The 14487-nt window shown below is 72.6% G+C and carries 14 protein-coding genes and 2 tRNA genes; 9 read left to right on the plus strand and 7 right to left on the minus strand.

Annotated features, from left to right (window positions below; genetic code table 11):
- The first annotated feature begins 96 nt into the window (after positions 1 to 96).
- From DAA34_RS03285 to pknB, 6 genes are all read left to right on the plus strand, one after another.
- The gene (locus DAA34_RS03285) at positions 97 to 945 is read left to right on the plus strand and encodes an FhaA domain-containing protein (protein WP_106817600.1); all 849 of its coding nucleotides are present in this window, start codon (positions 97 to 99) and stop codon (positions 943 to 945) included.
- A gap of 30 nt (positions 946 to 975) precedes the next feature.
- Positions 976 to 1461 carry an FHA domain-containing protein FhaB/FipA gene (locus DAA34_RS03290; RefSeq protein WP_106817601.1) on the plus strand — a complete coding sequence of 162 codons (486 nt, stop codon included), beginning with the start codon at positions 976 to 978 and terminating at the stop codon, positions 1459 to 1461.
- Positions 1458 to 2789, plus strand: a complete 1332-nt coding sequence (locus tag DAA34_RS03295; RefSeq protein WP_234354088.1) for a PP2C family protein-serine/threonine phosphatase — start codon at positions 1458 to 1460, stop codon at positions 2787 to 2789. The genes DAA34_RS03290 and DAA34_RS03295 overlap by 4 nt, the downstream gene beginning before the upstream one ends.
- Positions 2786 to 4177: an FtsW/RodA/SpoVE family cell cycle protein gene (locus DAA34_RS03300; RefSeq protein ID WP_106819747.1), complete on the plus strand. Its 1392-nt coding sequence runs from the start codon at positions 2786 to 2788 to the stop codon at positions 4175 to 4177. The genes DAA34_RS03295 and DAA34_RS03300 overlap by 4 nt, the downstream gene beginning before the upstream one ends.
- A complete protein-coding gene (locus DAA34_RS03305) occupies positions 4174 to 5622 on the plus strand; it encodes a peptidoglycan D,D-transpeptidase FtsI family protein (RefSeq protein ID WP_106817602.1) in 1449 nt (482 codons plus the stop codon). Before DAA34_RS03300 ends, DAA34_RS03305 begins: the two co-directional genes overlap by 4 nt.
- A gap of 73 nt (positions 5623 to 5695) precedes the next feature.
- A complete protein-coding gene (gene pknB, locus DAA34_RS03310) occupies positions 5696 to 7720 on the plus strand; it encodes a Stk1 family PASTA domain-containing Ser/Thr kinase (RefSeq protein WP_158707582.1) in 2025 nt (674 codons plus the stop codon).
- Here pknB and DAA34_RS03315 read toward each other — a convergent pair.
- Positions 7698 to 7997 (minus strand): cell division protein CrgA, encoded by a 300-nt coding sequence (locus DAA34_RS03315; RefSeq protein WP_325027416.1) that lies wholly within the window; start codon positions 7995 to 7997, stop codon positions 7698 to 7700. The genes pknB and DAA34_RS03315 overlap by 23 nt on opposite strands.
- 64 nt (positions 7998 to 8061) lie before the next feature.
- Between DAA34_RS03315 and DAA34_RS03320 the strand changes: the two genes are divergently transcribed.
- Both DAA34_RS03320 and DAA34_RS03325 read left to right on the plus strand, forming a co-directional pair.
- Complete coding sequence (locus tag DAA34_RS03320) at positions 8062 to 8832, plus strand: DUF881 domain-containing protein (RefSeq protein WP_199847411.1); 771 nt, start codon at positions 8062 to 8064, stop codon at positions 8830 to 8832.
- A gap of 55 nt (positions 8833 to 8887) precedes the next feature.
- On the plus strand, positions 8888 to 9544 hold the full coding sequence (locus DAA34_RS03325; RefSeq protein WP_106817604.1) for an aminodeoxychorismate/anthranilate synthase component II: 657 nt from the start codon (positions 8888 to 8890) through the stop codon (positions 9542 to 9544).
- Positions 9545 to 9642: 98 nt separating this feature from the next.
- Here DAA34_RS03325 and DAA34_RS03330 read toward each other — a convergent pair whose 3' ends face one another.
- Together DAA34_RS03330 and DAA34_RS03335 are read right to left on the minus strand one after the other, a co-directional pair.
- On the minus strand, positions 9643 to 10497 hold the full coding sequence (locus tag DAA34_RS03330; RefSeq protein WP_106817605.1) for a rhomboid family intramembrane serine protease: 855 nt from the start codon (positions 10495 to 10497) through the stop codon (positions 9643 to 9645).
- Positions 10498 to 10505: 8 nt separating this feature from the next.
- On the minus strand, positions 10506 to 11027 hold the full coding sequence (locus tag DAA34_RS03335; RefSeq protein WP_106817606.1) for a peptidylprolyl isomerase: 522 nt from the start codon (positions 11025 to 11027) through the stop codon (positions 10506 to 10508).
- Between the two features lie 140 nt (positions 11028 to 11167).
- Here DAA34_RS03335 and DAA34_RS03340 point away from each other — a divergent pair, with 140 nt between their 5' ends.
- A complete protein-coding gene (locus DAA34_RS03340; RefSeq protein WP_106817607.1) occupies positions 11168 to 12148 on the plus strand; it encodes a hypothetical protein in 981 nt (326 codons plus the stop codon).
- A gap of 66 nt (positions 12149 to 12214) precedes the next feature.
- On the opposite strand, the gene DAA34_RS03345 is transcribed toward DAA34_RS03340, so the two are convergent.
- From DAA34_RS03345 to DAA34_RS03360, 4 genes are all read right to left on the minus strand, one after another.
- Complete coding sequence (locus DAA34_RS03345) at positions 12215 to 13765, minus strand: Hsp70 family protein (RefSeq protein ID WP_106817608.1); 1551 nt, start codon at positions 13763 to 13765, stop codon at positions 12215 to 12217.
- 191 nt (positions 13766 to 13956) lie between these two features.
- Positions 13957 to 14029, minus strand: a tRNA-Ala gene (locus tag DAA34_RS03350).
- A gap of 75 nt (positions 14030 to 14104) precedes the next feature.
- The gene (locus DAA34_RS03355) at positions 14105 to 14332 is read right to left on the minus strand and encodes a DLW-39 family protein (RefSeq protein ID WP_106817609.1); all 228 of its coding nucleotides are present in this window, start codon (positions 14330 to 14332) and stop codon (positions 14105 to 14107) included.
- A 77-nt stretch (positions 14333 to 14409) separates the two neighbouring features.
- Positions 14410 to 14483 (minus strand) — tRNA-Ile (locus DAA34_RS03360).
- Between the last annotated feature and the right edge of the window lie 4 nt (positions 14484 to 14487).

The raw sequence follows: 14487 nt of genomic DNA on the forward strand, positions 1-14487 counted from the left end.
ACCGGCGGGCCATCTCGTTCCCAGAGTCCGTCCACCCCCCTTCGGTATCGTTCCCGGCGCACGTGTCCGATCACGAGACCGCGAGGGAGGATCAGCATGGGCATGTTCGACAAGTTCGAGGGCCGCCTCGAGCGTGCCGTCAACGGCGCGTTCGCCAAGGCGTTCCGCTCCGGCGTCGAGCCGGTGGAGATCGCCTCTGCGGTCCGCCGCGCGATGGACGACCGGGCCGCCCGGCTGGGCCGCGGCCGCACGATCGTCCCCAACTACTTCTCCGTCGAGCTGTCCCCGACCGACTACGACAAGCTCGTCGGGTACGAGGACGACATCGAGCGCGAGGTCGCCGCCTCCGCCCAGGAGCACGCCGAGACGCAGGCCTACCAGATCCCCGGGCCGCTGCGGATCGACCTCACGTGCGAGGAGGAGCTCGAGACCGGCGTGTTCCGGGTGCGCCCCTCGACGGACAAGAACCCGCCGGCCCGCCACCACGCCGACGTCGAGGACGAGCCCGGCAACGACGACGCCTTCGCGGGCATCTGGGACGAGCAACCCGAGGCCTCCGCGGACGATCCCAACGACCCGTACGCCGAGGACCACGGCGAGCGCTACGAGGACGACGCGTACGACGAGCCGGCACCGATCATGTCCGCCAAGGACCGCCCGTGGCTCGAGATCGACGGCGACCGCTACCCCCTGCTCGGCCCGACCGTCGTCCTCGGGCGCGACGAGAGCGCCGACATCATCCTCGACGACGGCTCCATCTCCCGCCGGCACTGCGAGATCCGCACGACGACCGACGGCCCCCGCTCCGTGTTCACCCTCCGCGACCTCGGCTCGACCAACGGGACCTTCGTCAACGGCGACCGGATCCCCTCCCAGCACGTCCACGACGGCGACACCATCACCATCGGCAAGACGCGGATGACCTTCCGCGCCGGCCGCCGGTGAGTCGCCCCCCGAAGAGGGCGAGGACCCCCCATGAGTGAACTCACCCTGCTCGTCATGCGGCTGGCGCTGCTCGCCCTGCTGTGGTTCTTCGTCTTCTCCCTCGCGACGATCCTGCGCGGCGACCTGTACGGCACCCGCGTCGTCGCCCGCACCGCCAAGGACCGCGGCGACGCGAAGGTCAAGCCCGCCAAGCGCCGCCTGCCGCGACCCGTGCGCACCCAGAACGAGTCCGCCGCGCTCGTCGTCACCGCTGGCGGCCTCGCGGGCACCTCCCTGCGCCTGAAGCCCGGCGGCACCCTCATCGGCCGCAACCCCGAGTGCGCGCTCGTCCTCGACGACGACTACGCCTCCGGCCGCCACTGCCGCGTCTTCCACGACGGCTCGGGCTGGGTCGTCGAGGACCTCGGATCGACGAACGGCACCTTCGTCGGCAACCGCCCGATCACCGAGCCGACGCCGATCTCGCCCGGGGGGTCGATCCGCATCGGCCGCACCGTCATCGAGCTGCGCAGGTGACCGTGCCGACGACCTTCCGCTACGCCGCACGGTCAGACGTCGGTCTCGTCCGCTCCGACAACCAGGACTCCGGATACGCCGGCCCCCACCTGCTCGTCGTCGCCGACGGGATGGGCGGCCACGCCGGCGGTGACCTCGCGAGCTCGACCGCGATCGCCGCAATGGCGGCCATCGACGGTGACTCCCTCACCAGCGGCGAGGCGAGCGACGCCCTCGACCGCGTCATCCACGAGGCCAACGCGCGGATCGGGCGGATCGTCGACGGCGAGCCCGAGCTGCTCGGCATGGGCACGACCGTCACCGCCCTGCTGCGAGCGCGCAACAAGCTCGTCCTCGCCCACATCGGCGACTCGCGCGCCTACCTCCTGCGCGAGGGACGCTTCGAGCAGATCACGAAGGACCACTCCCTCGTCCAGACCCTCGTCGACGAGGGCCGGATCACCGAGGACGAGGCCTCGACCCACCCGCAGCGCTCGGTCGTCACCCGCGTCCTCACCGGCCAGCCGGGCGACGAGCCCGACCTCGGCATTCGCGAGGCCCGCCGCGGCGACCGGTACATGCTCTGCTCCGACGGCCTGTGCGGCTTCGTCGCGCACGACACGATCGAGGAGGTCCTGAGCGGGACGGACGACCCCGGTCAGGCCGCCGACCGCCTCGTCGCCCTCGCCCTGCGCGCCGGCGCCCCGGACAACGTGACCGTCGTCGTCGCCGACGTCGTCGACCCCGCCCAGGGCCCCTCCACCCAGCCCCAGGTCGTCGGCGCCGCGAGCCTGCGCCGCAGCGGCACCCAGCAGTCCGCCGCCCCCACCCCTGCGCAGAAGGCCGCCGCGCTCCGGCCCGTCCCGCTCGAGGAGGACGCCGACGTCGAGGAGCACTCCTCCCGCGGCCGCCTCCTCACGACGCTCGCCGCGGTCCTCACGGTCCTGCTCCTCGCTGCGGGCGCGACATGGGCCGCCTACTCCTGGACCCAGGACCAGTACTACCTCGGCGAGCAGGACGGGGTCGTCACCGTCTACCGCGGCGTCTCGATGGACCTGGGGCCCGTCAGCCTGTCCGACCCGATCGAGCAGACCGACGTGCGCCTCGCCGACCTGCCCGAGTTCGACCGTGAGGGCATCAGGGACACCGTGAAGGTCGTCGATCTCGAGCAGGCCCGCACCCGCGTCGAGCAGCTCGAGCGGACCGCGGCCGAGTGCCGGCAGGCCCGCGCCGACGGCGACGAGTGCGGCGTCGAGGGCCCCACGTCGACGTCGACCTCCACGACGTCCGGCACGAAGACGTCGGGTACCAAGACCTCCGGCGCCGAGCCCTTGGGGGGCAGCCGATGACCGCCGTCACCTCCGTCGTCCCCAAGCGCGGGCGGACGGCCGAGCTCGTCCTCCTCCTCGTCGCCGTCGGGATCGTCGTCCTCGCGTACGTCAACGTCGAGCTCGCCACCCACGGCAGCGTCCCGGCGGACCTGCTCACCCACGGCGGCATCCTCCTGGCGATCGCCCTCGCCTTCCACCTCGTGCTGCGCTGGAAGGCCTCCTACGCCGACCCGCTCATCCTCCCGATCGTCACCCTCCTCAACGGGCTCGGCGTCGTCATGATCCACCGGCTCGACATCGCCGCCGGGCGCGAGGTCATCAGCGGGCTGGCGCTCAAGCAGCTGTGGTTCTCCGCGCTCGGGGTCGCCATCGCCATCGGCGTCCTCGTCCTCCTGCGCGACCACCGCCTGCTGCGCCGGTACACGTACACCGCCGGGCTGGCCGCCATCGGCCTGCTCCTGCTCCCGCTGCTGCCGGTCATCGGCCGGGAGATCAACGGCTCGCGCATCTGGATCGGCATCGGGCCGTTCACCTTCCAGCCCGCCGAGCTGACGAAGATCGTCCTGGCGATCTTCTTCGCCGGCTACCTCGTCCAGACCCGTGACGTCCTGTCCATCGCCGGCCGGAAGGTCCTCGGGATCACCTTCCCCCGCGGCCGCGACCTCGGGCCGATCCTCGTCGCCTGGGTGATGTCGGTCGGCGTCCTCGTCCTCCAGACCGACCTGGGCACCTCGCTGCTCCTCTTCGGCCTGTTCGTCGCGATGCTCTACATCGCCACCGAGCGGGTGAGCTGGATCGTCCTCGGGCTCACCCTCGCCGCGGGCGGGGCGTACGTCGCCTACCAGCTCTTCGGCCACCTCCAGCAGCGCGTCGCCCTCTGGCTCGACCCCTTCGACCCGGGTCAGTCCGACCAGGTCGCCAAGGGCCTCATGGGCATGGCCGCGGGCGGGATGATGGGCACCGGGCTGGGCCGCGGTCGCCCGGACATCAACTACCTGCCGTTCTCGGACATGATCTTCCCCGCCCTCGGGGAGGAGCTCGGGCTCGTCGGCCTCTTCGCGATCCTCTGCCTGTACGCCCTGCTCGTCGAGCGCGGCATGCGCACGGCGATCGGGCTGCGCGACGGCTTCGGCAAGCTCCTCGCGGCGGGTCTGGCGTTCATCGTCGCGCTGCAGGTCTTCGTCACCGTCGGCGGCGTCACCCGGGTCATCCCGATGACCGGCCTCACCCTCCCGTTCATGGCCTACGGCGGGTCCTCGCTCCTGACGAACTGGACGCTCGCGGCGATCATGCTCCGCATCTCCGACCATGCGCGCCGGCCGCTGCCGCAGGTCGACGAGGACACCCCGACTCCTGGATCGATCCCGGCCGTGCGCTCCGACCACCCGACGGAGGTCGTCTCGTGAACCCCCCGATCCGGCACGTCGCCATCGTCGCCTCGCTCCTGTTCGCCCTGCTGCTCGGGGCGACGTCGTGGACCTCGGCGATCGACGCCCGCGCGATCAACGAGAAGCCGAACAACCGGCGGACGATCCTCGCCTCGTACAACAAGGAGCGCGGGAAGATCCTCGTCGGCGGCAAGGTCGTCGTCCGGTCGGTGCCCACCAAGGACGAGATCAGGTGGAAGCGGGTGTACACCGAGCCCGAGCTCTACGCGACCGTCACCGGGTACAACTCCTTCGTCTACGGCAACGGGGCGGGCCTGGAGAGCGCGGCGGACCCGCTGCTGTCCGGGAAGGCCGACCAGCTCTTCTACGGGCGGGTCACCGATGCCCTCACGGGGAAGCGGAACCGGGGCGCGAGCCTGTCGCTGACGATCCGCCCGAAGATGCAGCAGGCCGCCCGCGAGGGCCTGGGCAACCAGAAGGGCGCGGTCGTCGCGCTGGACCCGAAGACCGGCGCCATCCTCGCGATGTACTCGAACCCGACGTACGACCCGAACACGCTGTCCACGCACGACCTGAGCAGCGCGCAGGACGCGTGGGAGCGGCTGACGACCGACGCGGACCAGCCGATGCTCAACCGGGCGATCTCCCGGACGTACCCGCCGGGCTCGACGTTCAAGGTCGTCACGAGCGCCGCCGCCCTCGAGGGCGGGACGTACTCGAAGGACTCCCAGATCCCCGGGCCGGCCGTCCTCAAGCTCCCGCAGACGACCTCGACGATCGCCAACAGCCACCCCGGCCCGTGCGGCCCGTCGGGGACGGTCTCCCTCCTGGCGGCGCTGGAGCAGTCGTGCAACACCGCGTACGGCTGGCTCGGGATGAAGATCGGCGCCGACGGCCTGCGCGACACCGCGGGCGCGTTCGGCTTCGGCCAGGAGATGTCGATCCCGATGGCCGTCGCCCCGTCGAGGTTCCCCGACGAGGTCGACCCGCCCGGGCTGGCCAAGAGCGCGATCGGGCAGCAGGACGTCGCTGCCACGCCGCTGGAGATGGCGATGGTCGCCGCCGCCGTCGGCAACAAGGGCACGGTGATGAAGCCCTACCTCGTCCGCTCGGTGCGCGGGTCGGACCTGTCGGTCATCGACGAGACGAAGCCGGACGAGCTCGGCCGCGCGATGGACGAGGGGGCCGCGAGCCAGCTCGGCGAGATGATGACCGCCGTCGTCCGCTCCGGCACGGGCGGGCCGGCGGGCATCCCGGGCGTGAGCGTCGCGGGGAAGACGGGCACCGCCCAGCACGCCCCCGGCAAGCCGCCGCACGCGTGGTTCATCGGCTACGCGCCGGCGGAGGACCCGAAGGTCGCGGTCGCCGTCGTCGTCGAGTCCGGCGGCAACGCCGGCAGCGAGGCGTACGGCGGCACGGTGGCCGGTCCCATCAGCAAGAAGGTCATGGAGGCCGCACTGTGAACGCGCCTCGGACAGCGGCAGCCACCGGGGCCACGACGTGCGAGCATGCGACGAGGACGAAGGAGAGGGCATCGTGAGGACACCCCGTCTTCTCGGCGGCCGGTACGAGGTGGGGGACCTCATCGGCCGCGGCGGCATGGCCGAGGTGCACCGCGCCTACGACACCCGGCTCGGCCGGGACGTGGCCGTCAAGATCCTCCGGAGCGACCACGCCCGGGACGCCTCGTTCCTCCACCGCTTCCGCCGCGAGGCGCAGTCCGTCGCCGGCCTCAACCACCCCTCGATCGTCGCCGTCTACGACTCGGGCGAGGACTCGATGACCGAGCCCGGCGGCGGCCGGGTCGACATCCCCTACATCGTCATGGAGTACGTCCGGGGCCGGACCCTGCGCGAGGTCCTCAACGAGTCCGGGTCGCTCGACGTCGAGGACGCGTGCGTCGTCGTCGAGTCGGTGCTCGACGCGCTCGCCTACAGCCACGAGCGGGGCATCGTCCACCGGGACATCAAGCCCGGGAACGTCATGATCGCCGAGGACGGCGCCGTGAAGGTGATGGACTTCGGGATCGCGCGCGCGGTCGCCGACGCCCAGGCGACGATGACCCAGACCCAGGCCGTCGTCGGCACCGCGCAGTACATCTCCCCCGAGCAGGCCGAGGGCCAGACCGTCGACCACCGCTCGGACGTCTACTCCGCCGGCTGCCTGCTCTTCGAGCTGCTCACCGGGCGGACGCCGTTCGTCGGCGAGCCGATCTCCCTGACCTACCAGCACGTCCGCAAGCCGCCGCCGGTGCCGAGCACGCTCGCGAGCGAGCTCCCCACGGACATGGACGCGGTCGTCGCGCACTCCCTCGAGAAGGACCGGACGCGTCGCTACCCCGACGCCGAGACCTTCCGCGCCGACCTCGAGCGCGTCCGCACCCACCGCCCGATCAGCGCCCCCGCGCGCGCGAGCCTGGCCGCCCTCATCGGGGCGCCGGCCGTCGCGGCGGCGACCGGGGCGACCGCAGCGCCGACGGAGGTGCTCGGCGGGGCCGCGCCGACGGAGCAGCTCGTCGGCCCGCCCAACCCCGCGACGCAGCCTGTCCGCCGCGCGCCGGTCGAGGAGTGGTCGACGAGCACCTACCCCGCGGCGAAGGACCGTCGGCGGGGCGGGGCGCTCGCGTGGGTCCTCGTCGGTCTCGCCCTCCTGGGCGCGCTGCTCCTGGGCCTGTTCGCGTACTCCCAGTGGCAGGAGAACCGGGAGTACCGGGCGATGCTGCCGGTCCCGAACGTCGTCGGCACCGACATCGACATCGCGAAGAAGCGCCTCGACAAGGACTTCACGGTGACCGCGCGCGAGGTCGACAGCCAGAAGCCGAAGGGCCAGGTCATCAGCCAGGACCCGGCCTCGAAGGGCGAGGAGGGCATCCTCCAGCGCAACGGCCTGGTGACGCTCACGTACTCCGGTGGGCCGGGATCGACCCAGGTGCCCGACCTGGAGGGCATGACGATCGGCGAGGCGAAGAAGGCGCTGGAGGACGCGGGGCTCAAGCTCGGCGACCGGGAGGCGGTCGACACCGCCGACCAGCCGCAGGGACGGGTCGTCTCGACCGACCCCGGCGCCCTGACGAACCAGCAGAAGGGCACGGAGGTCGACGTCACGTACTCGTCGGGCAAGGTGCGGCTGCCGGACCTGACGGGCAAGACGGCGGACGAGGCCCGCAAGATCATCGACGACCTCGGTCTGCCCTACCCGAAGGTGACCGAGCGGACCACGGACGAGGCCGAGGCCGGAACGGTCATCGCGCAGAACCCGGCTCCCGGGGCGATCCGCAACGACCAGGTGGTCGCCATCATCATCGCGAAGGCGCCGGACAAGACCGTCACCTCGCCCCCGCCGAGCGAGACCCCGACGCCCACGCCGAGCGAGCCGACCGACACGGGCACGCCCAAGGACAAGGGCAAGGGCAACGGCAAGGACCCGAAGACGCCGACCGACAGCCCGACCTCGACCGAGCCGCCCCTGCCGACCGACCCGAGCCCGACGGCCGGACCCGCGCCCGCCTCGGTGGCGGTCCGGCCCGACGGCTGGAGGCTCAGCGCCACCTGGTCGTCATGACGAACCCGGCGAGGACGAGGCCGAAGCCGACGCCGAGGTTCCAGCGCCCGATCTTCTCGATCGGGTACCGCTGGTCGGACACGTAGAACGTCACGACCCATGCCAGACCGGCGAGCATGAGGCCGACCATGACCGGCACGAACCACGACGGGTTGCCCATGGTCACCTTCGCGCCGCGCCGGACCTCGGTCTTCTCGTCGCGCTCGCTCACCGCGGCGTCGCTGCGCTCGTCGGAGGCGTCGTCGCGGGGGGAGGTCTCGTCCAGGGGGTGGGCCACGTGCGGCGCCCTTCCTCGTCTCGGGTCCCCGCGGGCGGGGCTGGTCGTGGCCTAGCGTAGACGCGTGCCCGTCATCCCCCGCCTCCGATCGGTCGCCAGGGCCCTCTGGCTCACCCGGCGCCCCAGCCGGTGGTCGGCCCTCGTACCGGTGGTCGCGGTGCTCGCCGGTCTGCTCTTCGCGACGACGAGCCAGGTCGCCCGCGGGACGAACCTGCGGGCCGAGGTGACGGACGTCAGCCAGCTCATCCGCGCCGAGGACGCCCGCAACGCCGAGCGCACGGCCCGCGTCGGCGAGCTGCGGGCCGAGGTCGACGCGCTCTCGCAGGACAAGGGCGGCAGCACCCGCGCGAAGGAGGACACCGCCCGCGCGGACCGTCTGGCGCCGGCCGCCGGGTACGCCCCGGTCACCGGCGACGCCCTGCGGGTCACCCTCGACGACGCCGACATCACCGCTGACGCCCTGCCCGAGGGCGTGAGCGTCGACGACGTCGTCGTCCACCAGCAGGACGTCCAGGCGGTCGTCAACGCCCTGTGGCGCGGCGGCGCGACGGGCATGACCGTCATGGACCAGCGGATCATCAGCACGAGCGCCGTCCGGTGCGTCGGCAACACCCTCATCCTCCAGGGCCGGGTCTACTCGCCGCCGTTCACGGTGACCGCGACCGGCGACCCCGCGACGCTCGAGGCCGAGCTGTCGGCGGACCCGCAGGTCCAGATCTACCTGCAGTACGTGGAGAAGGTGGGGCTCGGCTGGCTCGTCGAGCAGCAGGGTCGGATCACCCTGCCGGCGTACGACGGCTCGAGCACGCTGCGCCACGCCCGGCCCGAGCGGTGACGCCGAGACCGGACGGGCCGACCGCCGCGTGACGCCGGTGCGGGATGATGGCCCGATGAGCCGGGTCCTCGTCGTCGACAACTACGACAGCTTCGTCTTCACGATCGTCGGATACCTCCAGCAGCTCGGCGCGGAGACGACCGTCGTGCGCAACGACGCGATCTCCCCCGAGGCCGCTGCCGAGTTCGACGGGGTCCTGGTCTCCCCCGGCCCGGGCACCCCCGAGGAGGCCGGGGTGTCGATCGCGATGATCGAGGCGTGCGCGCAGCGGGCCCAGCCGATGCTCGGCGTGTGCCTGGGCCATCAGGCGCTCGGGGTCGTCACGGGGTGCCGCGTCGGTCGGGCGCCGGAGCTGCTGCACGGCAAGACCTCACGCGTCCGGCACGACGACACGGGCGTCCTCGCCGGGCTGCCCAGCCCCTTCACGGCCACCCGGTACCACTCGCTGACGATCGAGCCGGAGTCCGTCACGCCGGAGCTCGTCCCCAACGCGTGGACCGACTCGGGCGTCATCATGGCGGCCCACCACCGCGCCCTGCCGCTGCACGGCGTGCAGTTCCACCCCGAGTCGGTCCTCACGGAGGGCGGCCACCGGATCCTCGCGCAGTGGCTCGCGCTCACGGGTGACGACGCGGCGGTCGAGCGGTCGGACGGGCTCAGCCCGCTCGTCGGGGATGCCGACGGCGTCGCCCGGGTCCTCGCCGCCGGCTGACGTGGGCCGCGACCGTGCTGCTGCCATCCACCGTCAGCGCGGTTGTCCACAGGTTTTTCCACGCCTGGGGATGAATGACACCGGTGTGATTCCGCTGGTCAGACGAGGTAGAGGGCGCCCCACACGAGCAGAAGTGCGACGGCGATCGCGCCGAGCAGGGCCCATTGCACCCACCGGCGGTCACGCCGCGTCGCGCTGACGAGCGCGCCGCCGCACAGGGCCCCGACGGCGAGGCCGCCGAGGTGGGCCTGCCACGCGATGCCGGCGACGACGAGGCCCAGGACGAGGTTGATCCCGATGACGCCGATGAGCCCCGAGACGTCCACCCCCGCGCGCCGACCGACGATGACGACGGCCGCGAAGAGCCCGAAGACACCCCCCGACGCCCCGACGACGGGCGTCCACGCCTCCGGGCCGTCGACCCCGAGGGCCAGCGCGAACCCGAGCGCGCCGCCGACGACGCTGAGGAGGAAGGTCGCGAGGAAGCGCCCGGCGCCGACGGCCGGCTCGAGCGAGCGGCCCATCGCGACGAGGGCGAAGAGGTTGAATCCGATGTGAAGGATGCCCGTCGGACCCGTGCTGTGGACGAAGCCGCTCGTCACCAGACGCCACGGCTCGATCCCGCCGAGCGCCGGGGCGAACGCGAGGTCGAGCGTCACCCGGGGCGAGGCGAGCTGCGCCAGCCACAGCAGGACGCAGACCGCGGTGATGCCCCACGTCGCCCACGGCTGGAGTCGGCGTCGACCGCCGAGGACCGTCACCTCGGCCCGCTGGCCCTTGGCGGCCTCCCGGACGCAGTCGACGCACTGGAACCCGACGGGCGCGGTGCGCTGGCACTCCGGGCACGTCGGGCGGCCGCACCGCTGGCAGCGGACGTACGAGGGCCGGTCGGGGTGACGGGGACAGACGGGCACCCCGCCGGCCGGCGGGGTGCCCGTGGGGGTGGTGCTCACGTCGTGGGTCAGTCGCGCTCGATGGTGACGCGCTCGATGACGACGTCCTCGAGCGGCTTGTCGCTGCCGTCCGTCGCGACCGTGCCGAGCTTCGCGACGACCTGGCGGGAGGCCTCGTCGGCGACCTCGCCGAAGATCGTGTGCTTGCCGTTGAGGAACGGCGTCGGGACGGTCGTGATGAAGAACTGCGAGCCGTTCGTGCCCTTGCCCATCCGCTTGCCGGCGTTGGCCATCGCGAGGAGGAACGGGCGGTCGAACTGCAGGTCGGGGTGAATCTCGTCGTCGAAGGTGTAGCCCGGGCCGCCGTAGCCGGCACCGAGCGGGCAGCCGCCCTGGATCATGAAGTTGTCGATGATCCGGTGGAAGATCAGCCCGTCGTAGAACGGGGTCGGGTTGGTGCGCCCCTTGTCGTCCGTGTACTCCTTCTCGCCCGTGGCGAGGCCGACGAAGGACTCGACGGTCTTCGGCGCCTCGTTGGGGAAGAGGACGAGGGTGATGTCACCGTGGTTCGTGTGCAGGGTCGCCTTCATGCCGTCCATCCTTGCACGTGGGTCCGGGCGGGCCGGGCCCACCGACCGGTGCGACGCGGCGCGCCCTGACTGTCGCGCTCGAGGCGAACCGTGTTGTATGGGGGTGGACAGACCTGCTGCACGACCGACCAGGAGGAACCGTGTTCCGTCGCAAGAGCAAGACCGAGCTCATCAAGGACCGCGCCGTCGAGGCGCTCGAGACCGCCACGGAGAAGGCCCGCGACGCGGTTGCCGACGGCGCCGCCAAGGTCGAGGACGTGCGGAAGAACTCGGACGCCTACGCCGAGGTCGCCCGGGCAAAGGCGAAGAAGGTCCGCAAGGAGGCCGCGAAGGCCGCCGAGGCCGCCCGCGAGGACGCGAAGAAGGCGAAGGGGAAGGCCCCGAAGCAGGACCCGGCCGTCCTCGCGCTCGCCCCGAAGATCGACCAGGGCCGCGACGCGCTCGTCGAGGACCTCCTGCCGAAGGTCGCCGAGGGCATCGCCGCGCTCGCCGCGTCGGCCACCGCCGCCCGCGCCGCCGGTGACTCGCTCGCCGACCACGCCCCGGCCGCCTTCGCCGCGGCCAAGGACGGGAAGGTCAAGAAGCAGAAGAAGGGCGGCAAGCTGCTGATGCTCGTCGGCCTGGGCCTCGCCGGGTTCGCCGCGTACCAGGCCCGCCAGAAGTCGGGCGGCGCGAAGAAGGACCCGTGGGCCGTTCCCGCCGGCGACCCGTACACCGCGCCGACGAGCGGCCGCGACAGCAGCCTCGCCGCGAAGGCCACGGCCGTCGCCGAGGCCGCCAAGGAGAAGGTCGCCGCCGCGACGGGCGGGTCGTCCGACTCGACCCCGACGACCACGACGACCACGTCCGCCACGGACTCCGCGAGCTCCACGGACTCGCCGTGGGCGACCGCGGCCGACGAGCCCCGCTCGCTCGGTGAGGTCCGCGAGGTGAGCGACGCCGTCGACGCCGAGCCGTCGACGATCGAGGCCACGACGACGGTCGAGCCCCTCGAGCCGACCACACCCGAGGTTGACCCGACCGTCGGCTCGACGCTCGACGACGCCGCCCCCGCCGGTGACGACGCCTGGTCGACGGCCAAGGACTGGACGGACGAGGGCAAGGGCGACAACCGCCTCTGACCTGCTCGCACCGCGGACGGGCCGGACTCCTCACGGGGTCCGGCCCGTCCGGCGTTCCCGCCCGGGTCAGCCGCCGAGGGCGCGGGTGACGCTCCACCCGGTGCCGAGGTCGGTGATCGTCACCGAGACGATGCCGGCGCGGTCGACGACGTACCGCTCCTCGACGAGCGGGGCGGTCGCGGGGTCGAAGTCCGCGTTGCGCTCGACGGCCAGCTGCGCCAGGCCGGCGTCGTCGAGGGCGCCGGTGCGCATCCGCTCCTGCAGGTCGGGCGCGAAGGGGAAGGTCACCTCGGCGAACGGGGACACTGCGCCGGCGGGCAGGCCGTCCTCGCCGAGGCGGGAGTGCTCGACGAACCGGAACCACCCGATGTTGTGGGCGGCGCGGTACGTGCGCACGACGCTCAGCTCCTCGGTGCGGCTCACGGCCTGGGCGCGGGTGAGGATCGGGTCGAAGGAGCGGGCGGTGCCGCCGTCGAGCTCGCGGTACAGGCCGAACCCGCGGGAGAGCTGGTCGCGCAGGCGGTAGCCGGCGTCCTCGTCGGCGGCGATGGCCAGGCCGATGGCCGTCGACGCGGCGGGGTGCGGCGAGCGACGGACGCGACGACCGAAGTCCGTGCGGAGGATGCGCGGGACGAGCGGCAGCCCGCTGGCGCCGCCGACGAGGTAGATGCCGGCGATGGACGTGAGGTCGGGGTCGTCCTCGTCCTCGAGCGCGCCGACGAGGGGGCGCATGACCTCGACGGACGCCTCGACGAGGTGGCTCGCGGCGTCGTAGAAGTCGTCGACGGGGATGGTGACGACCTCACCGGCGACGTCGAGGACGACCCGCTTGGTCTGGGGGACGAGCGACTCCTTCGCGCGACGGGCCTCGTCGAGCAGGACCCGCCAGTGCCAGCGGCCGAGGTCCTCGCGGGTCCTGCTGGCCGCGGCGAGGGCGAGGTCCGCGAGGACGACGTCGAAGTCGTCGCCGCCGAGCCGGTTGTGGCCGAGGCTGTCGACGACGTCGTGGTCGGTGCCGTCGACGGTGACGAGGGAGGCGTCGAAGGTGCCGCCGCCGAGGTCGTAGACGATGACCTGGGTGCGGCGGGAGGTGATCGTGTTCGCGTGGGCGTGGGTGTACTCGAAGCCGGCGGCGGAGGGTTCGTTGACGAGGCCGACGACCTCGAAGCCCGCGCGGATGAACGCCTCGATCGTCAGGTAGCGCTGGGCGCCGTGCGCGTGCGCGGGGACGGCGATGACGGCCTCGAGGGGTTCGCCGGGCCCCAGGAGGTCGGCGGCGCTGGAGGACGTGCGGATGGCGTCGGCGAGCGCGCTGAGGAAGCCGGTGAGGAGGTCGATGAGGGGGTACTCGTCCTCGTCGACGGTGATGACGGTGTCGATGCCGACGGCCGGGTCGGCGAGCTCGCGCTTGATGCTGCGCAGGGTGGGGGCGCCGAGGACCTCCGCGTGGACGGCGGCGTGGCCGTGGAGGAGGCCGTTCTGCCCGAGGGCGATGACGGAGGGGACGTGGTCGGTGACGTCGCCGTCGGGGTCGAGGAAGCGCACCACCGGGTAGTTGCCGCGGTCGACCTGCGCGACGACGGTGCGGGTGGTGCCGAAGTCGATGCCCAGTCGCATGGTTCGACCCTAACGACCCGGGCTGGGGGCAGGCAGAACCGCGAAGCGGACTGGGCCTCGTACATGCAGTTCGCGGTCCCGGCGACGAGGGATGGCGGGTTTCCGGGGGCGGTGACGCGAACTGCAGGTCGCAGCGCGGCCGGGAACGCGCACGGACCCGCACCAGGGCGGTGCGGGTCCGTGCGATCGGGTGGAGGCGAGGGGACTCGAACCCCTAACCCCCTGCTTGCAAAGCAGGTGCGCTACCAATTGCGCCACGCCCCCGGAGGGTGCACCCCGCGAGGTGCCCGCCAATGGTACGCGAGCCGCGGCGCGAGCAGAACCGGCCGCGCGGAGGGCTCAGATGCGGTCGGTCGCCGCGCCCCACGCCGCGCCCGAGGGGCGGTCTTTCGCGGCGAGCTCTTCCGCGTGGTCGGCCCCGTCCTGGGTCGTCTCGGGGACGACGCTCGTCGGGGCACCGTCGGTGGCGGTCGCCCACAGATCACGGTCCTTCGCCTTGCGCAGCTGCTTGCGGTACGCGATGGCACCGCCGGCGGCGATGGCGGCTACGGCCAGGAGTCGCTTCATGCGCCCACCCAAGCACAGCGCCGGCCCGGGATGCACGACGCCCCAGCTCGCGGAGGGGCGAGCCGGGGCGTTCCGGGTGGGCCTAAGAGGACTTGAACCTCTGACCTCTTCCTTATCAGGGAAGCGCTCTAACCGTCTGAGCTATAGGCCCGGGG

The sequence above is a fragment of the Janibacter massiliensis genome (genome assembly GCF_900289115.1).
In the GTDB taxonomy this organism is placed as follows: domain Bacteria; phylum Actinomycetota; class Actinomycetes; order Actinomycetales; family Dermatophilaceae; genus Janibacter_A; species Janibacter_A massiliensis.

Coding starts and splice junctions, on each gene's coding strand:
- DAA34_RS03285 (WP_106817600.1), top strand. CDS start 97: ATGGGCATGTTCGACAAGTTCGAGGGCCGCCTCGAGCGTGCCGTCAAC.
- DAA34_RS03300 (WP_106819747.1), top strand. CDS start 2,786: ATGACCGCCGTCACCTCCGTCGTCCCCAAGCGCGGGCGGACGGCCGAG.
- DAA34_RS03355 (WP_106817609.1), bottom strand. CDS start 14,332: ATGAAGCGACTCCTGGCCGTAGCCGCCATCGCCGCCGGCGGTGCCATC.
- DAA34_RS03335 (WP_106817606.1), bottom strand. CDS start 11,027: ATGAAGGCGACCCTGCACACGAACCACGGTGACATCACCCTCGTCCTC.
- DAA34_RS03345 (WP_106817608.1), bottom strand. CDS start 13,765: ATGCGACTGGGCATCGACTTCGGCACCACCCGCACCGTCGTCGCGCAG.
- DAA34_RS03290 (WP_106817601.1), top strand. CDS start 976: ATGAGTGAACTCACCCTGCTCGTCATGCGGCTGGCGCTGCTCGCCCTG.
- DAA34_RS03325 (WP_106817604.1), top strand. CDS start 8,888: ATGAGCCGGGTCCTCGTCGTCGACAACTACGACAGCTTCGTCTTCACG.